This is a genomic window from Pedobacter paludisoli (assembly GCF_052344095.1).
GTDB lineage: Bacteria > Bacteroidota > Bacteroidia > Sphingobacteriales > Sphingobacteriaceae > Pedobacter.
On the sequence record NZ_CP179926.1, the window covers coordinates 1,619,604 to 1,637,529 of the forward strand.

The following is a 17,926-nucleotide window of genomic DNA, read 5'->3' on the forward strand; positions in this document are numbered from 1 at the left end:
ATTCATATTAAATTCTCTTCTCTAAATCGTCGAAATTTTTTGCTTTATTCTTGCTCGATTTTTTCTTCTTACTTCCAAAATTCCATGTAAATCCAAGAGTGGCATACCTACTTTCCACCTTTTCTCGAGCGGTGATGACCATTCCTAAATAATCCGTTGTTCTACGCGTAACATTTGAGTTCAACAAATCTGTTAGATTGGCACTTATAACATATTTATTATCAGAAAAACCCTTCCTTACACCAATATTAATTATGTTAAATCCTTTTTCTTTATAAATACCTGAAGCATAAGGTCCGCGACTTTTGTAAATGAGTTCAAACTTCCAATTATTTTTAAATTCGAAGTAATTATCTAATTGGGTTAAATAAGACCATGTTTTGTTGATGGTTATTTGTGTATCAACGGCCGTATTAAATTTATAAAAACCAAACCCTCCACTTAAATTAAAGCTCCACCATTTGGCAATTTTATAGGGTACATTTGCGTACAAGTAAAAAAGCTCTGCTTTAGGTAAATTATTATAGGTTGAATAAATTCCATTATCAAAATCATTTTGTAGGTAAACAGGAGCAATTACATTTTTGGTTTGGGTGTAGCTCACACCAAAATTAAAGGCCTGTTTATACGTATATGCAAACTCCATATCGTGCTTTATTTGGGGCAAAATATCTAGATTTCCGCTGGTAGAAAAATAGGGATTAATGAAATTTTTGAATGGATTAACCACATTAAAACCAAAGCGATCGATGCTTTTGCGGTAATTTGCATTTAATACACTATTGGCCGACAAGGCATATTCTACCCCAATTGTGGGAAACAAATTTTGACTGTTTCGTTTCGACCTTAAATCACTTGTAATAAGGTGGCTATTGAGCTTCATTTGTTCTACTCGGAGTCCCAAATTAAGATCCACTTTTTGCAAGAAAGTTGTATTCCAGTTTATGTAACCCGCTAAAATATTCTCTTTATAATTGAAATTATACGACCTATCTTTATCTACCTCGTAACTATCCATTATCAAGCGTTGCCAAACAGGGTTATTAGTGGTATTGGTAAACTGAGCCTTTATCCCCATTTCAATTTTGCCTATTACCAATGGCTGTGTATAATCTACCGCATATACATGGGTAAATATAGCAGCAGGTTGGGTTGCTTTTAAGAATTGATTGGCTGCATTGCCATAGGTATCATCCACTACAATAACATCGTTCCAGCTTTTATCTTGGTTTAAAACGTCGGCATTGATGGCTAATTTTTTCCCAAGCGAATCTAGTTTAATTTCGGCGTAGGCATTAAAATAAGGGCTAAAAATAGTCACATCGCTTTGCGTATTAGTTAAAGCTGATGCTGTTTTATCAAGTCCTGAATAAGCATCTACAACACTTTCTACTTGGCGCAACCCATTGTTTAAAAAACCCCTACCTTGTAAACCTATTGTTAGTGAATTGTTCACTTCATAATCAAGCCCTACTCGCAAATTCTGTATGTTTCTACGCCTGGTTTCATAATCATCTGTTACTATTTTGGTATCGGGTTGATAAAACGTGGTCCGATCAGTGCTGTAATATTGCTTGTTTATGTTCAAATTATAGGAGCTATAAAAATTCAGCTTTTCGCTGCCATAATTCAAGGTGATCCCCTCCTCTTGCCTAAAAAACCGGCCAGTACCTAAAGCTCCGGTGAGTGTCCCACTTATGCCGTACTTATTATTCACCTTTAGTACAATGTTAATTACACTGCCACCATCGCTATCATATTTGGCCGAAGGATTTGGAATTGCTTCTATTTTTGCCAATTGATTAGCGGGCATGGCTTCCAAAAACATCCTCAGTGCTTCGCCCCTAAGGTTGCTAGGTCTTCCGTTTATTAAAACATTTACCGTTTTCGACCTAAACGTTAAACGCTCGTTTTGCTCGCTTAGCCCCGGTGTACGCATTAAAACGGTATAAGCAGAATTGCCAACTGCCAAGGGGCTATTTGCAACATCTAAGATTAATTTCCCTTTAGAAAACGTAATAAAAGGCTCTTTTTTTTCTCCTTGTATGATTACATCCTTAAGCTCTTCTCGCACAGGCAACAAAGCAATTTTAATAAAAGTAGGTTTTAGGCTTTCTGTTGACAAAACCAGTGTATCCGAACTAGAGCGATATCCTACAAAATTAACTTTAAGCACATAGGTGCCTAATGGAAGGTTTTTATAAGCAAAATCGCCATTTGAGTTTGTTAATTCCCTATAAATTTTATTAGTTGTAAAATTTTCTATCATTACGGTAGCTCCGTTTAAACTTTTTAATGTTTCTTTTGAAAAAACAAATCCACTTATACTATTTTCGTTCTTTTGAGCATTACTACTTCTAATAAAGAATACAAAAAATAACACAAAAAAAACTAACTTAAAATGCATTCAAAAATACTAACTAGTGTATATGTATACCGACAATTTATAATCATTTTTTTAATTTAAAAAATCAAAAAGGGATGAACTTAAGATGTAGGTGCTTTCACTATATATTCGCGACAAAGTAATTAACATCGCAATTAGGAACAATCTGAAGACAGATCAATAAACCGTAGTAAATCTTTTAATGTAATGGTAAAAGATATTTCTACTTGATTTTGTAAGTGTATTTTTTTTTGCCTACGATCAATTTTTGAGATCGCATTTCGATTGATAATATATTGCTGGCTAACTCTAATAAAATTATTTAGCATCAATTTTTGGGCGAGTTGCCCTAAAGACTTTGCTAAAATGTAATGTTGATCACCTTTAGCATAAATATGACTATATCCCCCGTCAGACATGCAATAGATAATATCATGATAATCTACAAGATGGATAAAATCACAATTTGAAATAATTAGTTTGCTACTATTTAATGTTTTATCAATCATCAGAATAGAAATTCAATCAAAAATACATGCATGTTTATACAAAACAGTGAATGTGATTAAACTCTCTAACAATAGAGAAATCTAGCGATAACAATAAGGAATATTCTTTATGTCTTAGTTTAGAGAAAAGCGGTAAAGCTTAATAAAGAATACAATATAAACTTACACTTTTAATTAACAACATCAAATAGTCCAGAAATAAAATCATGTTCTATTAATATAAAATTTACATCAATTTATTTCTTGATTCTATTTGGGATATGATTTGGCACTAAAATAAAAGCCTATTAATAAGCGCTTGTGAAAACAAATGAAATAAATACGTGGCATACCAACAAGCACTTTGTTTACCAATCAATAGTGAAAGTGAAAGACAAGATTCTACATCCGATCTCAACCAATAAAAAACAGCATCGTATAAAACACAGCTTGGAAATTTCCATTTCCAAACATACATTCCTCTTAAAGCATTGAATTCTTAGAAATTCAATGCTTTCTTCAATAAAAAGATGGTCATGGTTCTAGCACCGTGTGCTCCTAAAACCAAGGATTGCTCAATATCTGCCGTTTTTGAAGGACCTGCTATAAATGTTCCAAAACCATAGTCGTTATCGGGCATTTTTTGATACGCATCGTGCATGGTCGCAACAATCTCAGATTCATCCACTAGCATGGCTAAATTTTGGGTAATAAACGGCAATACACGGTGTCCCATTTTATCTTCCGTAATCCACACGGCTCCATTCTCAGCCACGGCAAAATGCGTAGCAAAAACCGCAAATTCGGTATCTGCAAATTCGTGGGGATCTTCTTCTCCGGTAAAAGGAACATAAAAATCTAACGCTTCAATCGGCGTAATTTTTCTATCCGTCACTTTAAAATGTTCCGCAGCATACAAATTAATATCCTCAATTTGTTGGATAGGAATTACCCTTCCGCCAATTAGCGTAATCATTTGAATAAATTTCTCTGTAATCGCTTCTCTCGTTGGAGAATCGAATTGCAAATCAGCAGGCAGTGCGGTTGCTTGAGGTTGACTTTTTAAAACGGCGTTTAATATTTGCTCTCTGCTCATTAGTTATGTATTTATTGCCCTATATAGTTTGGTTTATTGAGTTTTAAATTTAAGCGCCTATTTATTTCGTTTGTACCATTCAGAGAACGACTCTTTTGGTGGCGTTGGCATTTCGCGGTTTTTATACCATAAGTTCATTGAATTATTAACCGTAAAGGGTGCATTTTTCAATGTCCAACGGCCAATTTTACCGGCCAGTTTAAAGCGTGTTGGCGATGACAATGTAAAGTCCATCACTTTCATGGCTACCGTTTTTGTTGCAGGCGAATAGCCTTCCTTCACAATTTCTTGACGCCATTGATACAACTGCTCGTGAATGTTAATTTTTACTGGGCACACGTTACTACATGAACCACACAAAGTGGATGCAAATGGTAAATCTGCATTTTCCTTCATATCCAAATTTGGCGCTAAAATAGAACCAATTGGTCCGGCAACAGCACTGTGGTAACTATGACCTCCGCTTCGGCGATAAACCGGACAGGTATTCATACAAGCACCACAACGAATGCATTTGAGTGAGTTCCGAAAACTTTCTCTACCCAATTGTACGCTACGTCCGTTGTCAACCAGCACAATGTGCATCTCCTGCCCTTTTCTTGGCTTTTTAAAATGACTTGAATACGTGGTAATAGGCTGTCCTGTAGCACTTCGGGTAAGTAAGCGTAAGAAAACACTTAAATGTTTTTTCTGAGGGATTAACTTCTCAATACCCATGCAGGCGATGTGAATTTCGGCTAAATGAGCGCCCATGTCGGCATTACCTTCATTGGTACATACCACAAATTCGCCCGTTTCTGCCACCGCAAAATTTACACCGGTTAAAGCCGAGCGGCGGGTTAAAAAAGTTTCACGCAAATGAATCCGAGCCGTTTCTGTTAAAATTTGAGGATCAGAGATTCCTGCTTCTACGCCTAAATTTTCGTGAAAAATTTGACCAATTTCTTCTTTCTTTTTATGAATACACGGCAAAACGATGTGACTTGGCGGTTCTTTGGCCAATTGCACAATGCGCTCGCCCAAATCTGAATCAATTACATCAACCCCGTTTTTCTCTAAATAATCATTTAAATGGCATTCTTCGGTCAACATCGACTTACTTTTTACCATCTGCGTAATGCCCTTACTTTGGAGTAAGCCCAATACAATTTTATTGTGTTCTTCCGCGTTTGCGGCCCAATGCACTTTTATACCGTTTGCAAGGGCATTTTTTTCAAACTCAAGTAAGTAACCGTTCAGATTTGAAAGGGTATTGTGTTTGATTTGCGAAGCCGTTTCACGCAACAATTCCCATTCAGAAATACCGTGAGCGGCTTTATCACGCTTCGCACGAATCCACCAAAGGGTATCGTCGTGCCAATTTACGCGTGCTTCATCTTTATTAAAAATATCCGATAACTCGGGATGTTTCATGTGTTTTGTATTATTCTCCATCACCCGCATTTAAAATTTCAGCAATATGCAACACTTTCACGTTGCTTTTCTTACGCTTTAAAATGCCTTCCATGTGCATTAAGCAACTCATATCTCCAGCGGTAATGTATTCCGCTCCGTTCATGATGTGGTCTTCTACCCGATCTTTTCCCATTTTCACCGATACGGCTTCTTCTGCAACACAAAAAGTACCGCCAAAACCGCAGCATTCATCCGGACGGGTTAGCTCAACCATTTCCAATCCTTCTACTTGATTTAACAGCTGCAAAGGTTTAGAAAAGGGTTTATCCACCAATTCGGTCATCGATGCCAAATGCAAGCCTCTTTGTCCGTGGCAGCTTTGATGTAAACCAACTTTATGGGGGAATTTAGCTGAAAGCTTATCCACCTTAAGTATATCAGTTAAAAACTCAACCAATTCATACACATGCGTTCGGATTTTTTTTGCATCCTCTTCGCGTGCATCATCGTGCAAATGGTCTTTAATATGAAGGGTGCAACTTCCTGATGGAGAAACAATGTAATCGAACTCAGCGAAATTCTCGATGAATAATTTATTACAATTACCTGTTAAATGCTCGTATCCGGAGTTAGCCATTGGCTGACCGCAACACGTTTGATTTTCAGGATAATACACATCAACACCTAATTTCTGAAGCAACTTTAACGTTGCTATGGCCGCATTAGGATAAAATTGATCAACGTAACAAGGGACAAATAAACCTACTTTCATTCTGAACAAAATAAAGCCAAATCTACGTTATTGAACCGAAAAATTAACATTGAAACAAATCTATTTTGGTTAGCGGCATCGAGTACGAATCTAAGCGCTACATCATTTTAAACTGTTATGTACAGTCATGCTTTCTTAAAAAAAGTCATATTTCTCAGGGTTTTAGCGTTAAAATTTTCTTAAAAAAATGATAATTAAAGTATAAAACATGCGTTCTTGTGTTAGCACCAACCCGTTTTAAAATGCGTTATTCCTGTTTGTTGTTTTTCTTGGTCTATTCTTTCATCGGCTTTGCTCAAAAAAAATTCATTTTCCCTAAAATCCAGAAACAGGGCAAAACACTTAACGATTTTATCCCACAAGACTGGATCCTTCTTCAACGTGCCGAAGGCGATTTAAACCAGGACAACCAGAACGATTTCGCTTTTATCCTTGAGTACAAACAAAGCATCAGCGAAAGCCGTGCGTATGGAGATAATTCATCGAAAATTGTCAATGAAGTTCAAAAGCCCCGCATTTTAGTTATTGCGCTAAAAGACAAAACAAAAGCGCATTACATCATCAGTATGCAGAGCAACGACTTTATTTTACGCGAAAGTGAAGGTGGCAAATTGGGCGATCCTTTGGAAGCCCTGCTCATCAAAGAGCACAGTCTATATTTACAATTTAAAGGCGGTAGCGAATGGCGTTGGCAAAGTGGATATACGTTTAAGCTAAGTAAAAACGAATGGCAATTGTGTAACGCTATGCAAATTTATTACAACCACAACAGCGGTGAAATGACCGAACGCTATTACGATTTTGAAGAAAGGCAGCTGTACTCCACCTACGGAAATGTATATCAGCGGAACATTGCCAACGTCAAAACCAGTGAAGTACTCTTTTTTAATGGCATGCGCACCTTTGAGACGTTTAAAAAACCCTGGGCTTGGGAAATCATTCCCGATGTTTATTTATAAGTCATAGCATTCTTTGATAGCGATAACACGCATACTAGAATACTCGAAAAACACAAACGTATATTAATTCTACACAATTTTTGCATTCCTTTCTGTAGCAATAATATCTTTGTAACAAAGACACCCATTTCATGCAACAAATTAAAAACATCATTTTCGACTACGGAAACGTTCTCTTTGATATCGATTTTAGAATAGCACAAGCATCTTTTCAAAAATTAGGCATTGCCGATGTAGAAACTTTCTTTGCCCATAAAGCACATCATGCATTATTTGACGATTTTGAAACCGGCGCCATTACTCCGGCAGAATTTAGAGCCGGTATTCGCGCGGCAGCAAACAAACCCGAACTAAGCGACCAACAAATTGATGATGCCTGGAACAGCTTGCTTATTGGCACGCATGCCCAAAACCATGCCATGTTGTTGAGCATTAAGGATAAATACCGCACCTTTCTTTTAAGCAATAACAATGAAATTCATTACAACTGGATTATTGATTATTTAATGAAAAATTTCGACTTACCTAATTTGGATAATCATTTTGAGAAAGCTTACTTCTCGCAACACATGAAATTGCGTAAGCCACATGTGCCCATTTTTGAGCAAGTAATCAAAGAAAACAACTTAAATCCGGCTGAAACATTGTTTATTGATGATAGTCCGCAACATATTGAAGGAGCCAAAAAAGCAGGATTACATACGCTTTTAATGACTGAAAAACCTGAGAAACTCACTGAATTCTTACAAGAAAAGGGAATTCTTTAAAAGATAATCCGAAGGCGACAGATTTTCATTTTGTCGCCTTCTTATTTTTATTCAACCCATTACAAAGCATGCTCTATCAGTCCACCTGACTTCAGCACGTCTAGAATGGCGGGATAAGTATTTTTTAACACGGGAACCAAATGATTTTTATCGAGCCAAACCGCCTTTTCAATTCCTTCTTCTTTTTGCGGAACCAATTTCGGTTGGCCTTTAACTTTCATCTTATACCAATTTGTTTTTTTCAGGACTAATTTGGTTCCCATGGTGTACACATGGTAGGTTTTACAGAGTTTTTCTTCGCGTTTTAATACTCTTATACCGCATTCCTCCTCTACCTCGCGTACCGCAGCTTCTTTCATTTTTTCATCGTCTTCTAGTTTGCCTTTTGGCAAATCCCACTTCTTATTTCGATAAATAAATAGAAAATTTCCGTTGGCACTTTCCACCAATCCGCCGGCTGCTTTTATTGTAATACAACCTCTTTTTAGCTTTTGAAATGTTTCCCTCGGGGTTTTGGATAAGAAAATGTAGCTTTTTTTTGACCCATTTTTCAGTTTTTTGTAAAAAGTAAATAAATCAAAATCTTGAATTTCAAGCTGTTGCATTTTTTCCACCTGTTGTGGGAGCTCATCTGCAACAAAGAGGGTATTATCGTTGATATAAATTCTGTAATTTTGCGCCATGTACAATAAAAGTGATATAGAACTAAAGGTAGCTGAATTTTTGTTACAAATTAAAGCAATTAAATTACAACCTAATAATCCTTTTACTTGGGCGTCTGGTTGGAAATCGCCAATTTATTGCGATAACCGAATCACCCTTTCACATCCCCAAGTTAGAACGTTCATCCGCCAAAAGCTGGCACAACTGATTCAAGAAGAATTTGGGGTGATTGATGTAATTGCCGGTGTGGCAACTGCGGGCATCCCTCAAGGTGTTTTAGTTGCGCAGGAATTGGGTTTACCGTTTATTTATGTTCGTTCAAAAGCGAAAGAGCATGGTACCGGAAGCTTAATTGAAGGCGAAGTAATTGAAGGTCAACGCGTGGTTGTGATTGAAGATTTAATTTCGACCGGAAAAAGCAGCTTACAGGCTGTAGAAGCCCTTCGTACTGCTGGTTTATCGGTTGTGGGCTTGGCGGCTATTTTTACGTATGGCTTTGAAAAAGCAGATGAAAATTTCGCTGCTGCTAAGTGCCGTTTCCAAACGTTATCGAATTACTCAGCTTTAATTGATTATGCGGCAGAGCATAGTATCATCGCTAAAAGTGAGATGGAATTATTAAGCAAATGGCGTTTAAACCCTGCTGAATGGGGTAAAGACGAAGTTGTAAATCCATAATTAAAATTATTTTAATATACTTGTCCAAAAAAAGTATACATGACAATTATAGATAGCGCAGTCGAAATTAACTTACCTGTTGAAAAGGTATATTCTTTTCTCTCAAACATGAATAATCACAAGGATTTGATGCCAGAGAATATTTACAACTGGACATCAACCGAAGATGAAGCAAGTTTTACCATACAAAACATGGCCAAATTAGCGGTTAAAATTTCAAGTAGAATTGAAAACGAAGAGCTAATTGCCATCCCTACAGAAAAAGCTCCTTTCGAGATTGAGCTTAAATGGACTGTTAAGGATAATGGAAATGGCACTACTACGGCAAAACACACCGTTTCGGCTGATTTAAACATGATGATGAAAATGTTAGCTTCAGGTCCGCTTCAAAAATTAGTGGATCATCAAACCCAAAAATTGAAAGAAATTTTAGGCTAAAATTTCTGAATAGTTATAGAAAAGACCAAGCAAATGTTTGGTCTTTTTTGTTTAAATGTATTTTTGAAATTGAACGTGGTAGAATTTCACAGAGGGCGTAGAGCTTTTTATTGTTAATTGCTTAACAAATTCAATCATTTGCTTTCATCCTCGAGTGCAGCAAAGGATCTCAATGATGAATGCTGGTTAAACTAAAAGATTTTTCTAGAGCAAAAACACGTTTATATGCTATTTAGCTCACATAAAAAAGGAGAAGCACATTTTTTAAATGTCTTCTCCTTCCCTTTTAATTTATCAATTAAATTTCGCTTATCTACCGTCAGATTTCATTTTTCGCAAAACATTATCTACGCTTAAACTAGAGCCCTCAGCTGGAGGAAAATCTTTAAATGACTCTAAAAATTTAGCAACAACAGACTGAGCAGGAACCATAGTCCACATTTGTGATCCTTGCCATCTTAAGTACATATCCGAATCTAACGAACGCTCGTAAGGGTCCATTCGAAGATTGATAATTTTAGGCCAACTTGGCGTTGTTACATATGCATCCCATAACGCGCCTTGCGTTAACTTAAAATTTAATTTCCAATCGCCATAACGAACTGCATTTAAGCTACCATGCGCATCGAAATAGAAAATTTCTTTACGTTTAGCATTTTTAGGATCGTTTGTAGTAATAAGATCAAGTTGATTGTATCCATCCAAATGAACTTTAAACCCATTGTGACCTGTAAGTAATTTTTCTTTTAGGTCGGTTTGTCCAGCAGCCGCTAAAAATGTTGGCATCCAATCCGTATGATCAATAATGTTATTATTTACGGTACCTGCAGGAATATGCCCTGGCCATCTGATCGCTAAAGGTACACGGAAACCACCTTCCCAAGTAGTTCCTTTTTCTCCTTTAAAGGCAGTAATACCGCCCTGAGGCCATGAGCTCACCTCAGTACCATTATCCGTTGTAAACATGATAATTGTATTGTCAGCAATCCCCAAATCGTCTATTTCCTTTAAAATAACACCTACTTGATTATCCAATTCCATTAAAGCATCTTCATATGGACCATATCCAGAAATTCCGTCCATTTTATCGTTCATATGAATCCATACGTGATTTCTAGTTGAATTATGCCATAAAAAGAATGGTTTATTTTCTTTTACCGATTCACGCATTTTTGCAACTGTATGGTTAGTTAAGTCATATTCGATATCTTCCATACGTTTTGGAGTTAATGGCCCCGTATCTTGCACACGTTGTTTTCCTACAACGCCCCATCTATTTTGATCGGTCGCATCGTTGCTTGTAGTAGCCCAAGATTCTAAAACACCTCTAGGACCAAACATCTCTTTAAATTTAGGATCTTTTGGATATTGATTATCAAAAGGTTCTTCCTCTGCATTTAAATGATATAAGTTTCCATAAAAGTAATCGAATCCATGAACGGTTGGTAGATACTCATTTCTATCACCAAGGTGATTTTTACCTATTTGATAAGTATTATAACCTAAGGGTTTTAACATATCGGCAATGGTTGCATCGGTTTTACGAATACCATGCTTTGCACCAGGCATTCCGATTGTCAATAAACCAGTTCTAAACGAATGTTGCCCCGTGATAAATGCTGCCCTTCCTGCAGTACAAGAATTTTGAGCATATGCATCGGTAAAAATCATTCCTTCTTTTGCAATCCTGTCAATATTTGGAGTTTTCACACCAAATAAACCCCTGTTGTAGGCTCCAATGGTTTCGGTTGAAATATCATCCCCAAAAATAACCACAATGTTCGGTTTTTTTTGTGCAAATGCTGTCCCAAGCATCAGTAACAACCCTAAGGTAAGGTTGGTTTTTTTCATAGTATATATATTAAGGTTAATAATTATTAATTCAAATTGAATTTAAACCAAAATAGCCCCGCGAAAATGTCCATTCGCGCTGCATTTTATATCTATCGAAACCTTAGGATGTGATTTGTATTTTTGGGGAGAGCGCAAATATAGAATTTTCTTTTAAGAAATACATGAAAAGAGTCTCAAATTAAATTTAAACGACTCTATACATGCGCCCATAGAAGCGATTTCTGAATAGTTATAGAAAGACCAAATATATCCTTGTTCTTTTTTGTGTAAATGTATTTCTGAAATTGAACACGATTGAAAGTTAGTACACTGTTTTATGCTTTCTCTTTTTACCAGGAAGCACACCAAGCATTTTCACAGAGGGAGTTGAGAGTTTTTTTTGCTCTGACAGTAAATACTAAAATCCGTGTAATTTTCGAGCGCAGCGAAGGATTTCAAAAGATGAATACTGGTTAAAGATGATTGATTATAAGATTGGAAGAGCAATATTTTTTTTTGATCAACAAACCTTAAAGAATTCCTTATAGGAGATTCCTCCTTCGCCTGCATGACAAAGAATTTTTTGAGTAATATGCTATTAAAGCAACCGTTCAAAAAGCAGCCATCAACCGAAGTACACCCGTTAATTCCAGTAGCAAGAGAAAACAAAAAGCAGGACTCCTGTTACCAAGTAACACAGAACCCTGCTTTTCTCAAAAACATTTAACAGTATTTTATTTACTGAATTTGTAGGTAGTAGATGTTTTGTACACTTCGCCTGGTTTTAACACCGTTGATGCGAAATTTGCATGGTTTGGCGCATCTGGAAAATGTTGTGTTTCTAAACAGAATGCCGAACGATGCGGATACGACTTACCTCCTTTGCCATCTTTATCGGCTCCGGTTAAGAAATTACCGCTATAAAATTGCAATCCTGGTTCGGTTGTATATACCGCTAAAGTAATGCCTGTAACCGGGCTTTTAACCACCGCTACTGGCATTTTTCCATCGTGATGCGTGAGCACAAAGTTATGGTCGTAACCTTTACCAAATTTCAATTGCTCGTCGTTTTCTTCAATCGACTGGCCGATGGCTTTGGTTTTATTGAAATCGAATGCTGTACCAGCTACTGGTTTTATTTCTCCAGTTGGGATAAGTGTTGAATCGACTGGTGTATATCCATTTGCATCGATTAAAAGTTCGTGGTCTAAAATGGTTTCCTTGCCTTCGCCACTTAAGTTAAAATAGGCATGATTGGTTAAATTAACCACGGTAGCTTTATCGGTTGTGGCTTCATAATCCATTTGCAAGCCATTATCATCGGTTAAGGTATACGTTACTTTTACCGACAATTTACCCGGATATCCCGCTTCACCATCAGCTGAAACATAGGTTAATTCTAAGGTTTTATCATCAACCTGTTTTGCATCCCACACTTTCGAAAAGAAGCCGTCTGCACCGCCGTGAAGTGTGTTAACGCCATCGTTTAATTGCAAGTTGTATGTTTTTCCTTCTAATGTGAAGGTTCCTTTTCTAATTCTATTGCCATATCGTCCAATTAATGCACCGAAAAACGGTTCACCTTTTTTACGATAAGACCCAATGCTGTCGTACCCTAAAACCACATCGGTTAATTTATTTTCTTTATCGGGCACTAACATCGATACTACACGACCGCCGTAATTGGTAATTTTTACAGTTACACCGCTTTTATTGCTAAGCGTATACAATTTTACACTTTTACCGTCGATAGTGGTTTCATAGGCCGATGAATCTGCTTTTACTGTAGCGTGATTTCCGCTTTGATTAGAAGTACAAGATGATACCGCTAGGGCTACAAATAGAAATAATGGGAGCTTTTTTATAAAAACTTTTTTCATACAGGATTTATTTTTGGTTATCGCTAAAGTAGGAAAATAAATTAACGTTACTATAACGATTATAAGTAATATTTACGGTATAATTGAATGGTTTAAAAAAATGGCCTATTTTTGAAGCGGATGAATGATTTAATTTTCAAGCCAAAAGCTTTCCTTTTTGATTTAAACGGCACCATGATTAACGATATGAAGTACCATGCATTGGCTTGGCACGCGATTATTACCATGGATATAGGTCGCGAGATTGCTTTTGAGGATGTTCAGAAAGAAATGTACGGGAAAAACGCAGAAGTTTTAGACCGTATTTTTGGTGAAAATCATTTTTCGCTAGATGAGGTTACACGTCTTTCTATAGAAAAAGAAAAGCAATACCGAGCAGGCTATTTGCCTCATTTGGCTTTGCTCGACGGATTGGACCGTTTTTTAACCAAGGCTAAAGAAAATCATATTCAAATGGCCATTGGTTCAGCGGCTATTTTAGACAACATTGATTTTGTATTAGACGGTTTGAACGTTCGCTCGTATTTTAATGCGATTGTGGGCGCTGAAAATGTTGTTTTGAGTAAACCTCATCCCGAAACCTTTACGAAAGCTGCAACCGCGTTAAACGTAGCCCCTGAAGAGTGCCTTGTGTTTGAAGATGCACCCAAAGGGGTTGAAGCGGCCTTGAATGCGGGCATGAAATGCTTGGTCTTAACTACCGAGCATGGAGAAGATGCATTTCGCGCATACCCGAACGTGGTAGGCTTTGTAAAAGATTATACCGATCCATTGTTAAATACGCTTTTTACGATATGATGTTAAAATACTCCAATCAAAAACCTGTTTTACTTGCTGTTGACTGCATTATTTTTGGTTACGACGGTGAAAATTTAAAGCTCCTGGTTATTAAGCGCGCGATCGAACCGTTTCGGGATCAATGGAGCTTAATGGGTGGTTTTATTGGCGATCAGGAGGATTTGGATGACGCAGCGAAACGCATTTTACTGGAACTAACTGGTCTGCACGACGTATATTTAGAACAATTACATACTTACGGAAATCCGAAACGAGATCCGATTGAGCGAACGGTTTCAGTGGTGTATTTTGCGTTGATTGATATCAATAAATACAGCAAACAAATTAACGATCAGTTTCATGCTGAATGGTTCAAGATTAAAGAAGTACCAGACTTAATTTTTGACCACAATTTAATGGTGATGGCAGCGATGGACAAAATTCGGTATCAAGCAGCCCTCCACCCTATTTTATTTGAGCTTTTACCTAAAAAATTTACGATTCCTCAATTGCAAATGTTATATGAACAGGTCTATGATACGCCTATTGATAACCGTAATTTTATTCGAAAGATCACCGCCAGTGGTTTACTGATTAAGCAAACGGAAAAGGATAAATCGAGTTCGAGAAGAGGTGCTTTTTACTTCAAATTGGATAAATTGAAGCATCGTGCGCAATTTCAGTCCTTTTTAAATTTTATTCCAAAAGCACAGCGTTAATTTTTTAATAAAAAATTAACGCTATAGCAACTTTAAAGTCAAATAGTTACCATTATAAAATACCAAATTACCCTAAAAAGCATTAAAATATTTTACAAAAAAATTTGGACGGAATAATTTATTTCCTATCTTTGCACCACCTTAAACAAAAGGGATTAAATGATTCCGTAGCTCAGCTGGTAGAGCATTACACTTTTAATGTAGTGGTCCTGGGTTCGAATCCCAGCGGGATCACACCAAAGACAATCAAAATGTATAAAACCCTGCAATCGTACGATTAGCAGGGTTTTAGCTTTTAGGGAATTGCCAAAATTCGCATGAATTCACAAAACTTTAGGGATCATGTACAAAAGTTGTGGACTAAGCAAATAATTTAGTTAGCCTAAACAGGAAAAAGTTGATATCACCGACACCTCTGAACTGTGCCCTGAAAGCTTTAATTTTAGCGTTGAATGATTCTGCCGATGCATTGGTACTTTTGTTATCAAAGTAGTTGAGTATTTTCTTGTGGTGCAAGATTATGGTCCTTGATACTGTATTAAAAGACTTGAAGCCTGATTGCTCAACTTTTTCGTTCCATTTTGCCAATCTAGCAAAAGCATATAACTTATCGGCAGTGGAATTGAATATCCAGGAAAGCTGCTGACTGAGGTCATATGCCTTTTCAATATCTGGATATCTTTCGAACAATAAAGCCGCCCTATGCTGTTGATCCCTTGTCCAGTTGTCCTGCTTGGTGTAGAGCAGGTAACGACTTCTGGCCAATAGCTGTTTAATCGTGTCGCCATTGGATAATATTTCGGGCAGATAGGTTGATTTCTGTGCCTTGGCTTGTTCCAGTGCTGTATTTTCATCATCTATTGACTGCCATCGATGTTTGATTCTTATCTCCTGCAGGGCTTCGGTAGCGAGTTGCTGCACGTGGAAGCGGTCGATGACTTGTACAGCATTTGGAAAACACTTTTTGGCAATCAATGCCATATTGCTTGCTAAGTCAAGTGTGATTTCCTGTACCTTATTGCGTATGCGTGCAGGGATTTTCAGTAGTACAGGAATAATATCTTCAGATTTGGTACCGTTCAAAACGGCTACAATAGTGCCTTTTTTACCACGGGCGTGTTTATTGGTAACCACTGTATAAAGTTCGCCATGAGAGAGACTGGTCTCGTCAATAGAAAGATGGGCAGTCACATTATCCGCAAAAACGAGCCCTTCCCGAGCGTTTTTCTTGTGTTCCCAATCTTGGAAGCCGCTTAGTTTTTCTCTATAATATCTCCTTAGCTTTCTGGGGTCTATGCCATAAAAGGAACTGATGGTCTGGATGCTATGCGCTTGGGTATCGGCTGATTGCTTTTAAAAAAGCCGCGAAATCCTCAGTGATACGCGTTCCTTTTGCCACCAGACTCCAATCCCGAAAGACAACAAGCCCTGTGTCCAGGTTCAACCATCTGCGTCGTTTCACATGAAGAAAGACCTCTTGTCCACGAATGGGGAAGTCCTGTAGTATGACTTCACTAAAGAAACCTTTGGAATGCAGCTTATTGCTCTCATATTCCGATGGAACTAAGTTCAGTTCCTCAAGGTAGATATGAATACCGGTGGTATCTTTCTTATGACCGGAAAGTGCAAAATAATCAGATACACCTTCGGGGATGATCATCGGAAGTAGGGCTTTAAAAGAATCGTGCATGTAACGTAAATTTTAACCCTCAAAGATCTAATTTTTTTTCACCGCTCCACAACTTTTGTACATGATCCAACTTTAGTGAGTGATTCGGTGAGTAAGGCAAAACGGTTAAAATTGACTCACCGATTTAAACATAATCAACTATTGTACAGGCTGTTATAAACTATACATCTTGTATCTTTTTAGTCGCAAAGCTACATTTGTTTAACTAAAATCGAGAGATTATGAAGACCAATTTTAGCCTGCTTTTCTATCTGAAAAAGCAAAAGAACTATGTAAGTGGAAATGTGCCAATCTACATGAGGATTACCGTAGAGGGAAATCGTTCTGAGATGGCAACCAATAGAAACTGCGATCCTAGGCGACGGAACACAAAGGGTGGCAGAGCTCTAGGTGGAAAAACCAATCCGCTTCACCCCTCTTCGCCAAAACACTAACACAAAAACATTCAATAATTTACGATAAATTTATTTTTGGTGGGGAGGGGTCAATCTATTCTGTTTTATCCACCGTAGCGCTTTTTCCTGAATAAAGATCAGAATAAGCTTGCTTTTTGAAAGATTCAAAATCAAAATCTTCTTGTGTTACCATAATTAATCGTGTCTAAAGTGTTAACGTATTTGACACAGTTCGTGGTGCACCCTCCACAAAGACATGAGTAGAAAATATTCAAGCAAATCGTTATAAATGAGCTTTTATTTTAAATACTTTTAAGTGATCGGATTCTTTATTAAGTGATATAATACTGAGGTGGCTATACTTTCAATACCTATACTATTACTAAAAAAATGTGATCTTATTTTTCATGTTTTTCTATTATTTAAATTTTAAAATTCCTTTGGTTTCTTTAATGACAGCGTCAATATCTGTAGTTTCCTTATTATAAAAATAAATCATAGTGGCTTCCCCAACATTCTTTTTACCAATAACAACAAATCTGTTATCTTTATATTTTTGCCTAAAAAGAATCGAGCAAGCTCTAGAATATTCTCCACCTATGTCAGCATTAAAATTATTTAATAAATAATCTGAACTATATTTTTTTGATGAATCGATAATAGGATCCTTAAATCTGTCAAATAATATTCTTAAATTCTCCTCTGGATCATATTGCGTTTTATTAACTCTCATTACGTTAACAAAGGCAATCACAACACTACTATCTTTATTAGATATTAAATAGATAATTGAACCTGTAAGGCCCTTTCTGTCATAACATTTAAATACAGATGTTGAATCTTTTTCAAAAAAATCTTTAGGCATTTTAAAGTTTAGGTCTACTAAACTAAGCTTAAAATTTTTATCGTATTTCTGCCCATAAGCTTGGTTCAAGGCGATTGAAAGAAGAAATAGTAAATTACAAATTCGTTGTTTATTAATCATTGCCT

At 36.8% G+C, this 17,926-nt stretch carries 18 protein-coding genes and 1 tRNA gene; 8 read left to right on the forward strand and 11 right to left on the reverse strand.

Translation table 11 applies throughout. The annotated features are described in order from the left end of the window. Positions 1-7: 7 nt before the first annotated feature. The 5 genes from ACJVDK_RS06330 to ACJVDK_RS06350 form a co-directional block, all read right to left on the reverse strand. Positions 8-2,407, reverse strand: coding sequence for an outer membrane beta-barrel protein (locus tag ACJVDK_RS06330; protein ID WP_443939442.1), 2,400 nt, complete (start codon positions 2,405-2,407; stop codon positions 8-10). 134 nt (positions 2,408-2,541) lie between these two features. Then, positions 2,542-2,895, reverse strand: coding sequence for a LytR/AlgR family response regulator transcription factor (locus ACJVDK_RS06335; RefSeq protein ID WP_443939443.1), 354 nt, complete (start codon positions 2,893-2,895; stop codon positions 2,542-2,544). Between the two features lie 478 nt (positions 2,896-3,373). After that, positions 3,374-3,970 (reverse strand): LutC/YkgG family protein, encoded by a 597-nt coding sequence (locus ACJVDK_RS06340; RefSeq protein WP_443939444.1) that lies wholly within the window; start codon positions 3,968-3,970, stop codon positions 3,374-3,376. Between the two features lie 57 nt (positions 3,971-4,027). Continuing rightward, a complete protein-coding gene (locus tag ACJVDK_RS06345) occupies positions 4,028-5,404 on the reverse strand; it encodes a lactate utilization protein B (RefSeq protein ID WP_443939445.1) in 1,377 nt (458 codons plus the stop codon). Beyond that, a complete protein-coding gene (locus ACJVDK_RS06350) occupies positions 5,394-6,137 on the reverse strand; it encodes a (Fe-S)-binding protein (protein ID WP_443939446.1) in 744 nt (247 codons plus the stop codon). The genes ACJVDK_RS06345 and ACJVDK_RS06350 overlap by 11 nt, the downstream gene beginning before the upstream one ends. Before the next feature lie 242 nt (positions 6,138-6,379). Between ACJVDK_RS06350 and ACJVDK_RS06355 the strand changes: the two genes are divergently transcribed. Together ACJVDK_RS06355 and ACJVDK_RS06360 are read left to right on the forward strand one after the other, a co-directional pair. Next, positions 6,380-7,096, forward strand: a complete 717-nt coding sequence (locus ACJVDK_RS06355) for a hypothetical protein (protein WP_443939447.1) — start codon at positions 6,380-6,382, stop codon at positions 7,094-7,096. Positions 7,097-7,227: 131 nt separating this feature from the next. Next, positions 7,228-7,863: an HAD family hydrolase gene (locus ACJVDK_RS06360; RefSeq protein WP_443939448.1), complete on the forward strand. Its 636-nt coding sequence runs from the start codon at positions 7,228-7,230 to the stop codon at positions 7,861-7,863. A 59-nt stretch (positions 7,864-7,922) separates the two neighbouring features. On the opposite strand, the gene ACJVDK_RS06365 is transcribed toward ACJVDK_RS06360, so the two are convergent. Beyond that, a complete protein-coding gene (locus ACJVDK_RS06365) occupies positions 7,923-8,546 on the reverse strand; it encodes an NUDIX hydrolase (RefSeq protein WP_443939449.1) in 624 nt (207 codons plus the stop codon). Between ACJVDK_RS06365 and pyrE the strand changes: the two genes are divergently transcribed. Then, complete coding sequence (gene pyrE, locus ACJVDK_RS06370) at positions 8,545-9,204, forward strand: orotate phosphoribosyltransferase (protein ID WP_443939450.1); 660 nt, start codon at positions 8,545-8,547, stop codon at positions 9,202-9,204. The genes ACJVDK_RS06365 and pyrE overlap by 2 nt on opposite strands. A 39-nt stretch (positions 9,205-9,243) precedes the next feature. Then, the gene (locus tag ACJVDK_RS06375; protein WP_443939451.1) at positions 9,244-9,642 is read left to right on the forward strand and encodes an SRPBCC family protein; all 399 of its coding nucleotides are present in this window, start codon (positions 9,244-9,246) and stop codon (positions 9,640-9,642) included. Between the two features lie 309 nt (positions 9,643-9,951). Here ACJVDK_RS06375 and ACJVDK_RS06380 read toward each other — a convergent pair whose 3' ends face one another. Both ACJVDK_RS06380 and ACJVDK_RS06385 read right to left on the reverse strand, forming a co-directional pair. After that, positions 9,952-11,493 (reverse strand): arylsulfatase, encoded by a 1,542-nt coding sequence (locus tag ACJVDK_RS06380; protein WP_443939452.1) that lies wholly within the window; start codon positions 11,491-11,493, stop codon positions 9,952-9,954. A gap of 716 nt (positions 11,494-12,209) precedes the next feature. Next, positions 12,210-13,355, reverse strand: a complete 1,146-nt coding sequence (locus tag ACJVDK_RS06385; RefSeq protein ID WP_443939453.1) for an aldose epimerase family protein — start codon at positions 13,353-13,355, stop codon at positions 12,210-12,212. A 120-nt stretch (positions 13,356-13,475) separates the two neighbouring features. Between ACJVDK_RS06385 and ACJVDK_RS06390 the strand changes: the two genes are divergently transcribed. The 3 genes from ACJVDK_RS06390 (at position 13,476) to ACJVDK_RS06400 (ending at position 15,085) form a co-directional block, all read left to right on the forward strand. After that, a complete protein-coding gene (locus tag ACJVDK_RS06390; protein WP_443939454.1) occupies positions 13,476-14,153 on the forward strand; it encodes an HAD family hydrolase in 678 nt (225 codons plus the stop codon). After that, positions 14,150-14,851, forward strand: coding sequence for an NUDIX hydrolase (locus ACJVDK_RS06395; RefSeq protein ID WP_443939455.1), 702 nt, complete (start codon positions 14,150-14,152; stop codon positions 14,849-14,851). Before ACJVDK_RS06390 ends, ACJVDK_RS06395 begins: the two co-directional genes overlap by 4 nt. A 161-nt stretch (positions 14,852-15,012) precedes the next feature. Continuing rightward, positions 15,013-15,085, forward strand: a tRNA-Lys gene (locus ACJVDK_RS06400). A 126-nt stretch (positions 15,086-15,211) separates the two neighbouring features. On the opposite strand, the gene ACJVDK_RS06405 is transcribed toward ACJVDK_RS06400, so the two are convergent. Together ACJVDK_RS06405 and ACJVDK_RS06410 are read right to left on the reverse strand one after the other, a co-directional pair. Next, entirely contained in the window at positions 15,212-16,174 is a 963-nt protein-coding gene (locus tag ACJVDK_RS06405) for an ISAon1 family transposase (protein WP_443940033.1), read from the reverse strand. A 1-nt stretch (position 16,175) separates the two neighbouring features. After that, positions 16,176-16,541: an ISAon1 family transposase N-terminal region protein gene (locus ACJVDK_RS06410; RefSeq protein WP_443938460.1), complete on the reverse strand. Its 366-nt coding sequence runs from the start codon at positions 16,539-16,541 to the stop codon at positions 16,176-16,178. 221 nt (positions 16,542-16,762) lie between these two features. On the opposite strand from ACJVDK_RS06410, the gene ACJVDK_RS06415 reads away from it, so the two are divergent. Further along, positions 16,763-16,975: an Arm DNA-binding domain-containing protein gene (locus tag ACJVDK_RS06415; RefSeq protein WP_443939456.1), complete on the forward strand. Its 213-nt coding sequence runs from the start codon at positions 16,763-16,765 to the stop codon at positions 16,973-16,975. 379 nt (positions 16,976-17,354) lie between these two features. Here ACJVDK_RS06415 and ACJVDK_RS06420 read toward each other — a convergent pair whose 3' ends face one another. Continuing rightward, positions 17,355-17,921 (reverse strand): hypothetical protein, encoded by a 567-nt coding sequence (locus tag ACJVDK_RS06420; protein ID WP_443939457.1) that lies wholly within the window; start codon positions 17,919-17,921, stop codon positions 17,355-17,357. Positions 17,922-17,926 lie beyond the last annotated feature (5 nt).

Coding starts and splice junctions, on each gene's coding strand:
- ACJVDK_RS06330 (WP_443939442.1), bottom strand. CDS start 2,407: ATGCATTTTAAGTTAGTTTTTTTTGTGTTATTTTTTGTATTCTTTATT.
- ACJVDK_RS06335 (WP_443939443.1), bottom strand. CDS start 2,895: ATGATTGATAAAACATTAAATAGTAGCAAACTAATTATTTCAAATTGT.
- ACJVDK_RS06340 (WP_443939444.1), bottom strand. CDS start 3,970: ATGAGCAGAGAGCAAATATTAAACGCCGTTTTAAAAAGTCAACCTCAA.
- ACJVDK_RS06345 (WP_443939445.1), bottom strand. CDS start 5,404: ATGGAGAATAATACAAAACACATGAAACATCCCGAGTTATCGGATATT.
- ACJVDK_RS06350 (WP_443939446.1), bottom strand. CDS start 6,137: ATGAAAGTAGGTTTATTTGTCCCTTGTTACGTTGATCAATTTTATCCT.
- ACJVDK_RS06355 (WP_443939447.1), top strand. CDS start 6,380: ATGCGTTATTCCTGTTTGTTGTTTTTCTTGGTCTATTCTTTCATCGGC.
- ACJVDK_RS06360 (WP_443939448.1), top strand. CDS start 7,228: ATGCAACAAATTAAAAACATCATTTTCGACTACGGAAACGTTCTCTTT.
- pyrE (WP_443939450.1), top strand. CDS start 8,545: ATGTACAATAAAAGTGATATAGAACTAAAGGTAGCTGAATTTTTGTTA.
- ACJVDK_RS06365 (WP_443939449.1), bottom strand. CDS start 8,546: ATGGCGCAAAATTACAGAATTTATATCAACGATAATACCCTCTTTGTT.
- ACJVDK_RS06375 (WP_443939451.1), top strand. CDS start 9,244: ATGACAATTATAGATAGCGCAGTCGAAATTAACTTACCTGTTGAAAAG.
- ACJVDK_RS06380 (WP_443939452.1), bottom strand. CDS start 11,493: ATGAAAAAAACCAACCTTACCTTAGGGTTGTTACTGATGCTTGGGACA.
- ACJVDK_RS06385 (WP_443939453.1), bottom strand. CDS start 13,355: ATGAAAAAAGTTTTTATAAAAAAGCTCCCATTATTTCTATTTGTAGCC.
- ACJVDK_RS06390 (WP_443939454.1), top strand. CDS start 13,476: ATGAATGATTTAATTTTCAAGCCAAAAGCTTTCCTTTTTGATTTAAAC.
- ACJVDK_RS06395 (WP_443939455.1), top strand. CDS start 14,150: ATGATGTTAAAATACTCCAATCAAAAACCTGTTTTACTTGCTGTTGAC.
- ACJVDK_RS06410 (WP_443938460.1), bottom strand. CDS start 16,541: ATGCACGATTCTTTTAAAGCCCTACTTCCGATGATCATCCCCGAAGGT.
- ACJVDK_RS06415 (WP_443939456.1), top strand. CDS start 16,763: ATGAAGACCAATTTTAGCCTGCTTTTCTATCTGAAAAAGCAAAAGAAC.
- ACJVDK_RS06420 (WP_443939457.1), bottom strand. CDS start 17,921: ATGATTAATAAACAACGAATTTGTAATTTACTATTTCTTCTTTCAATC.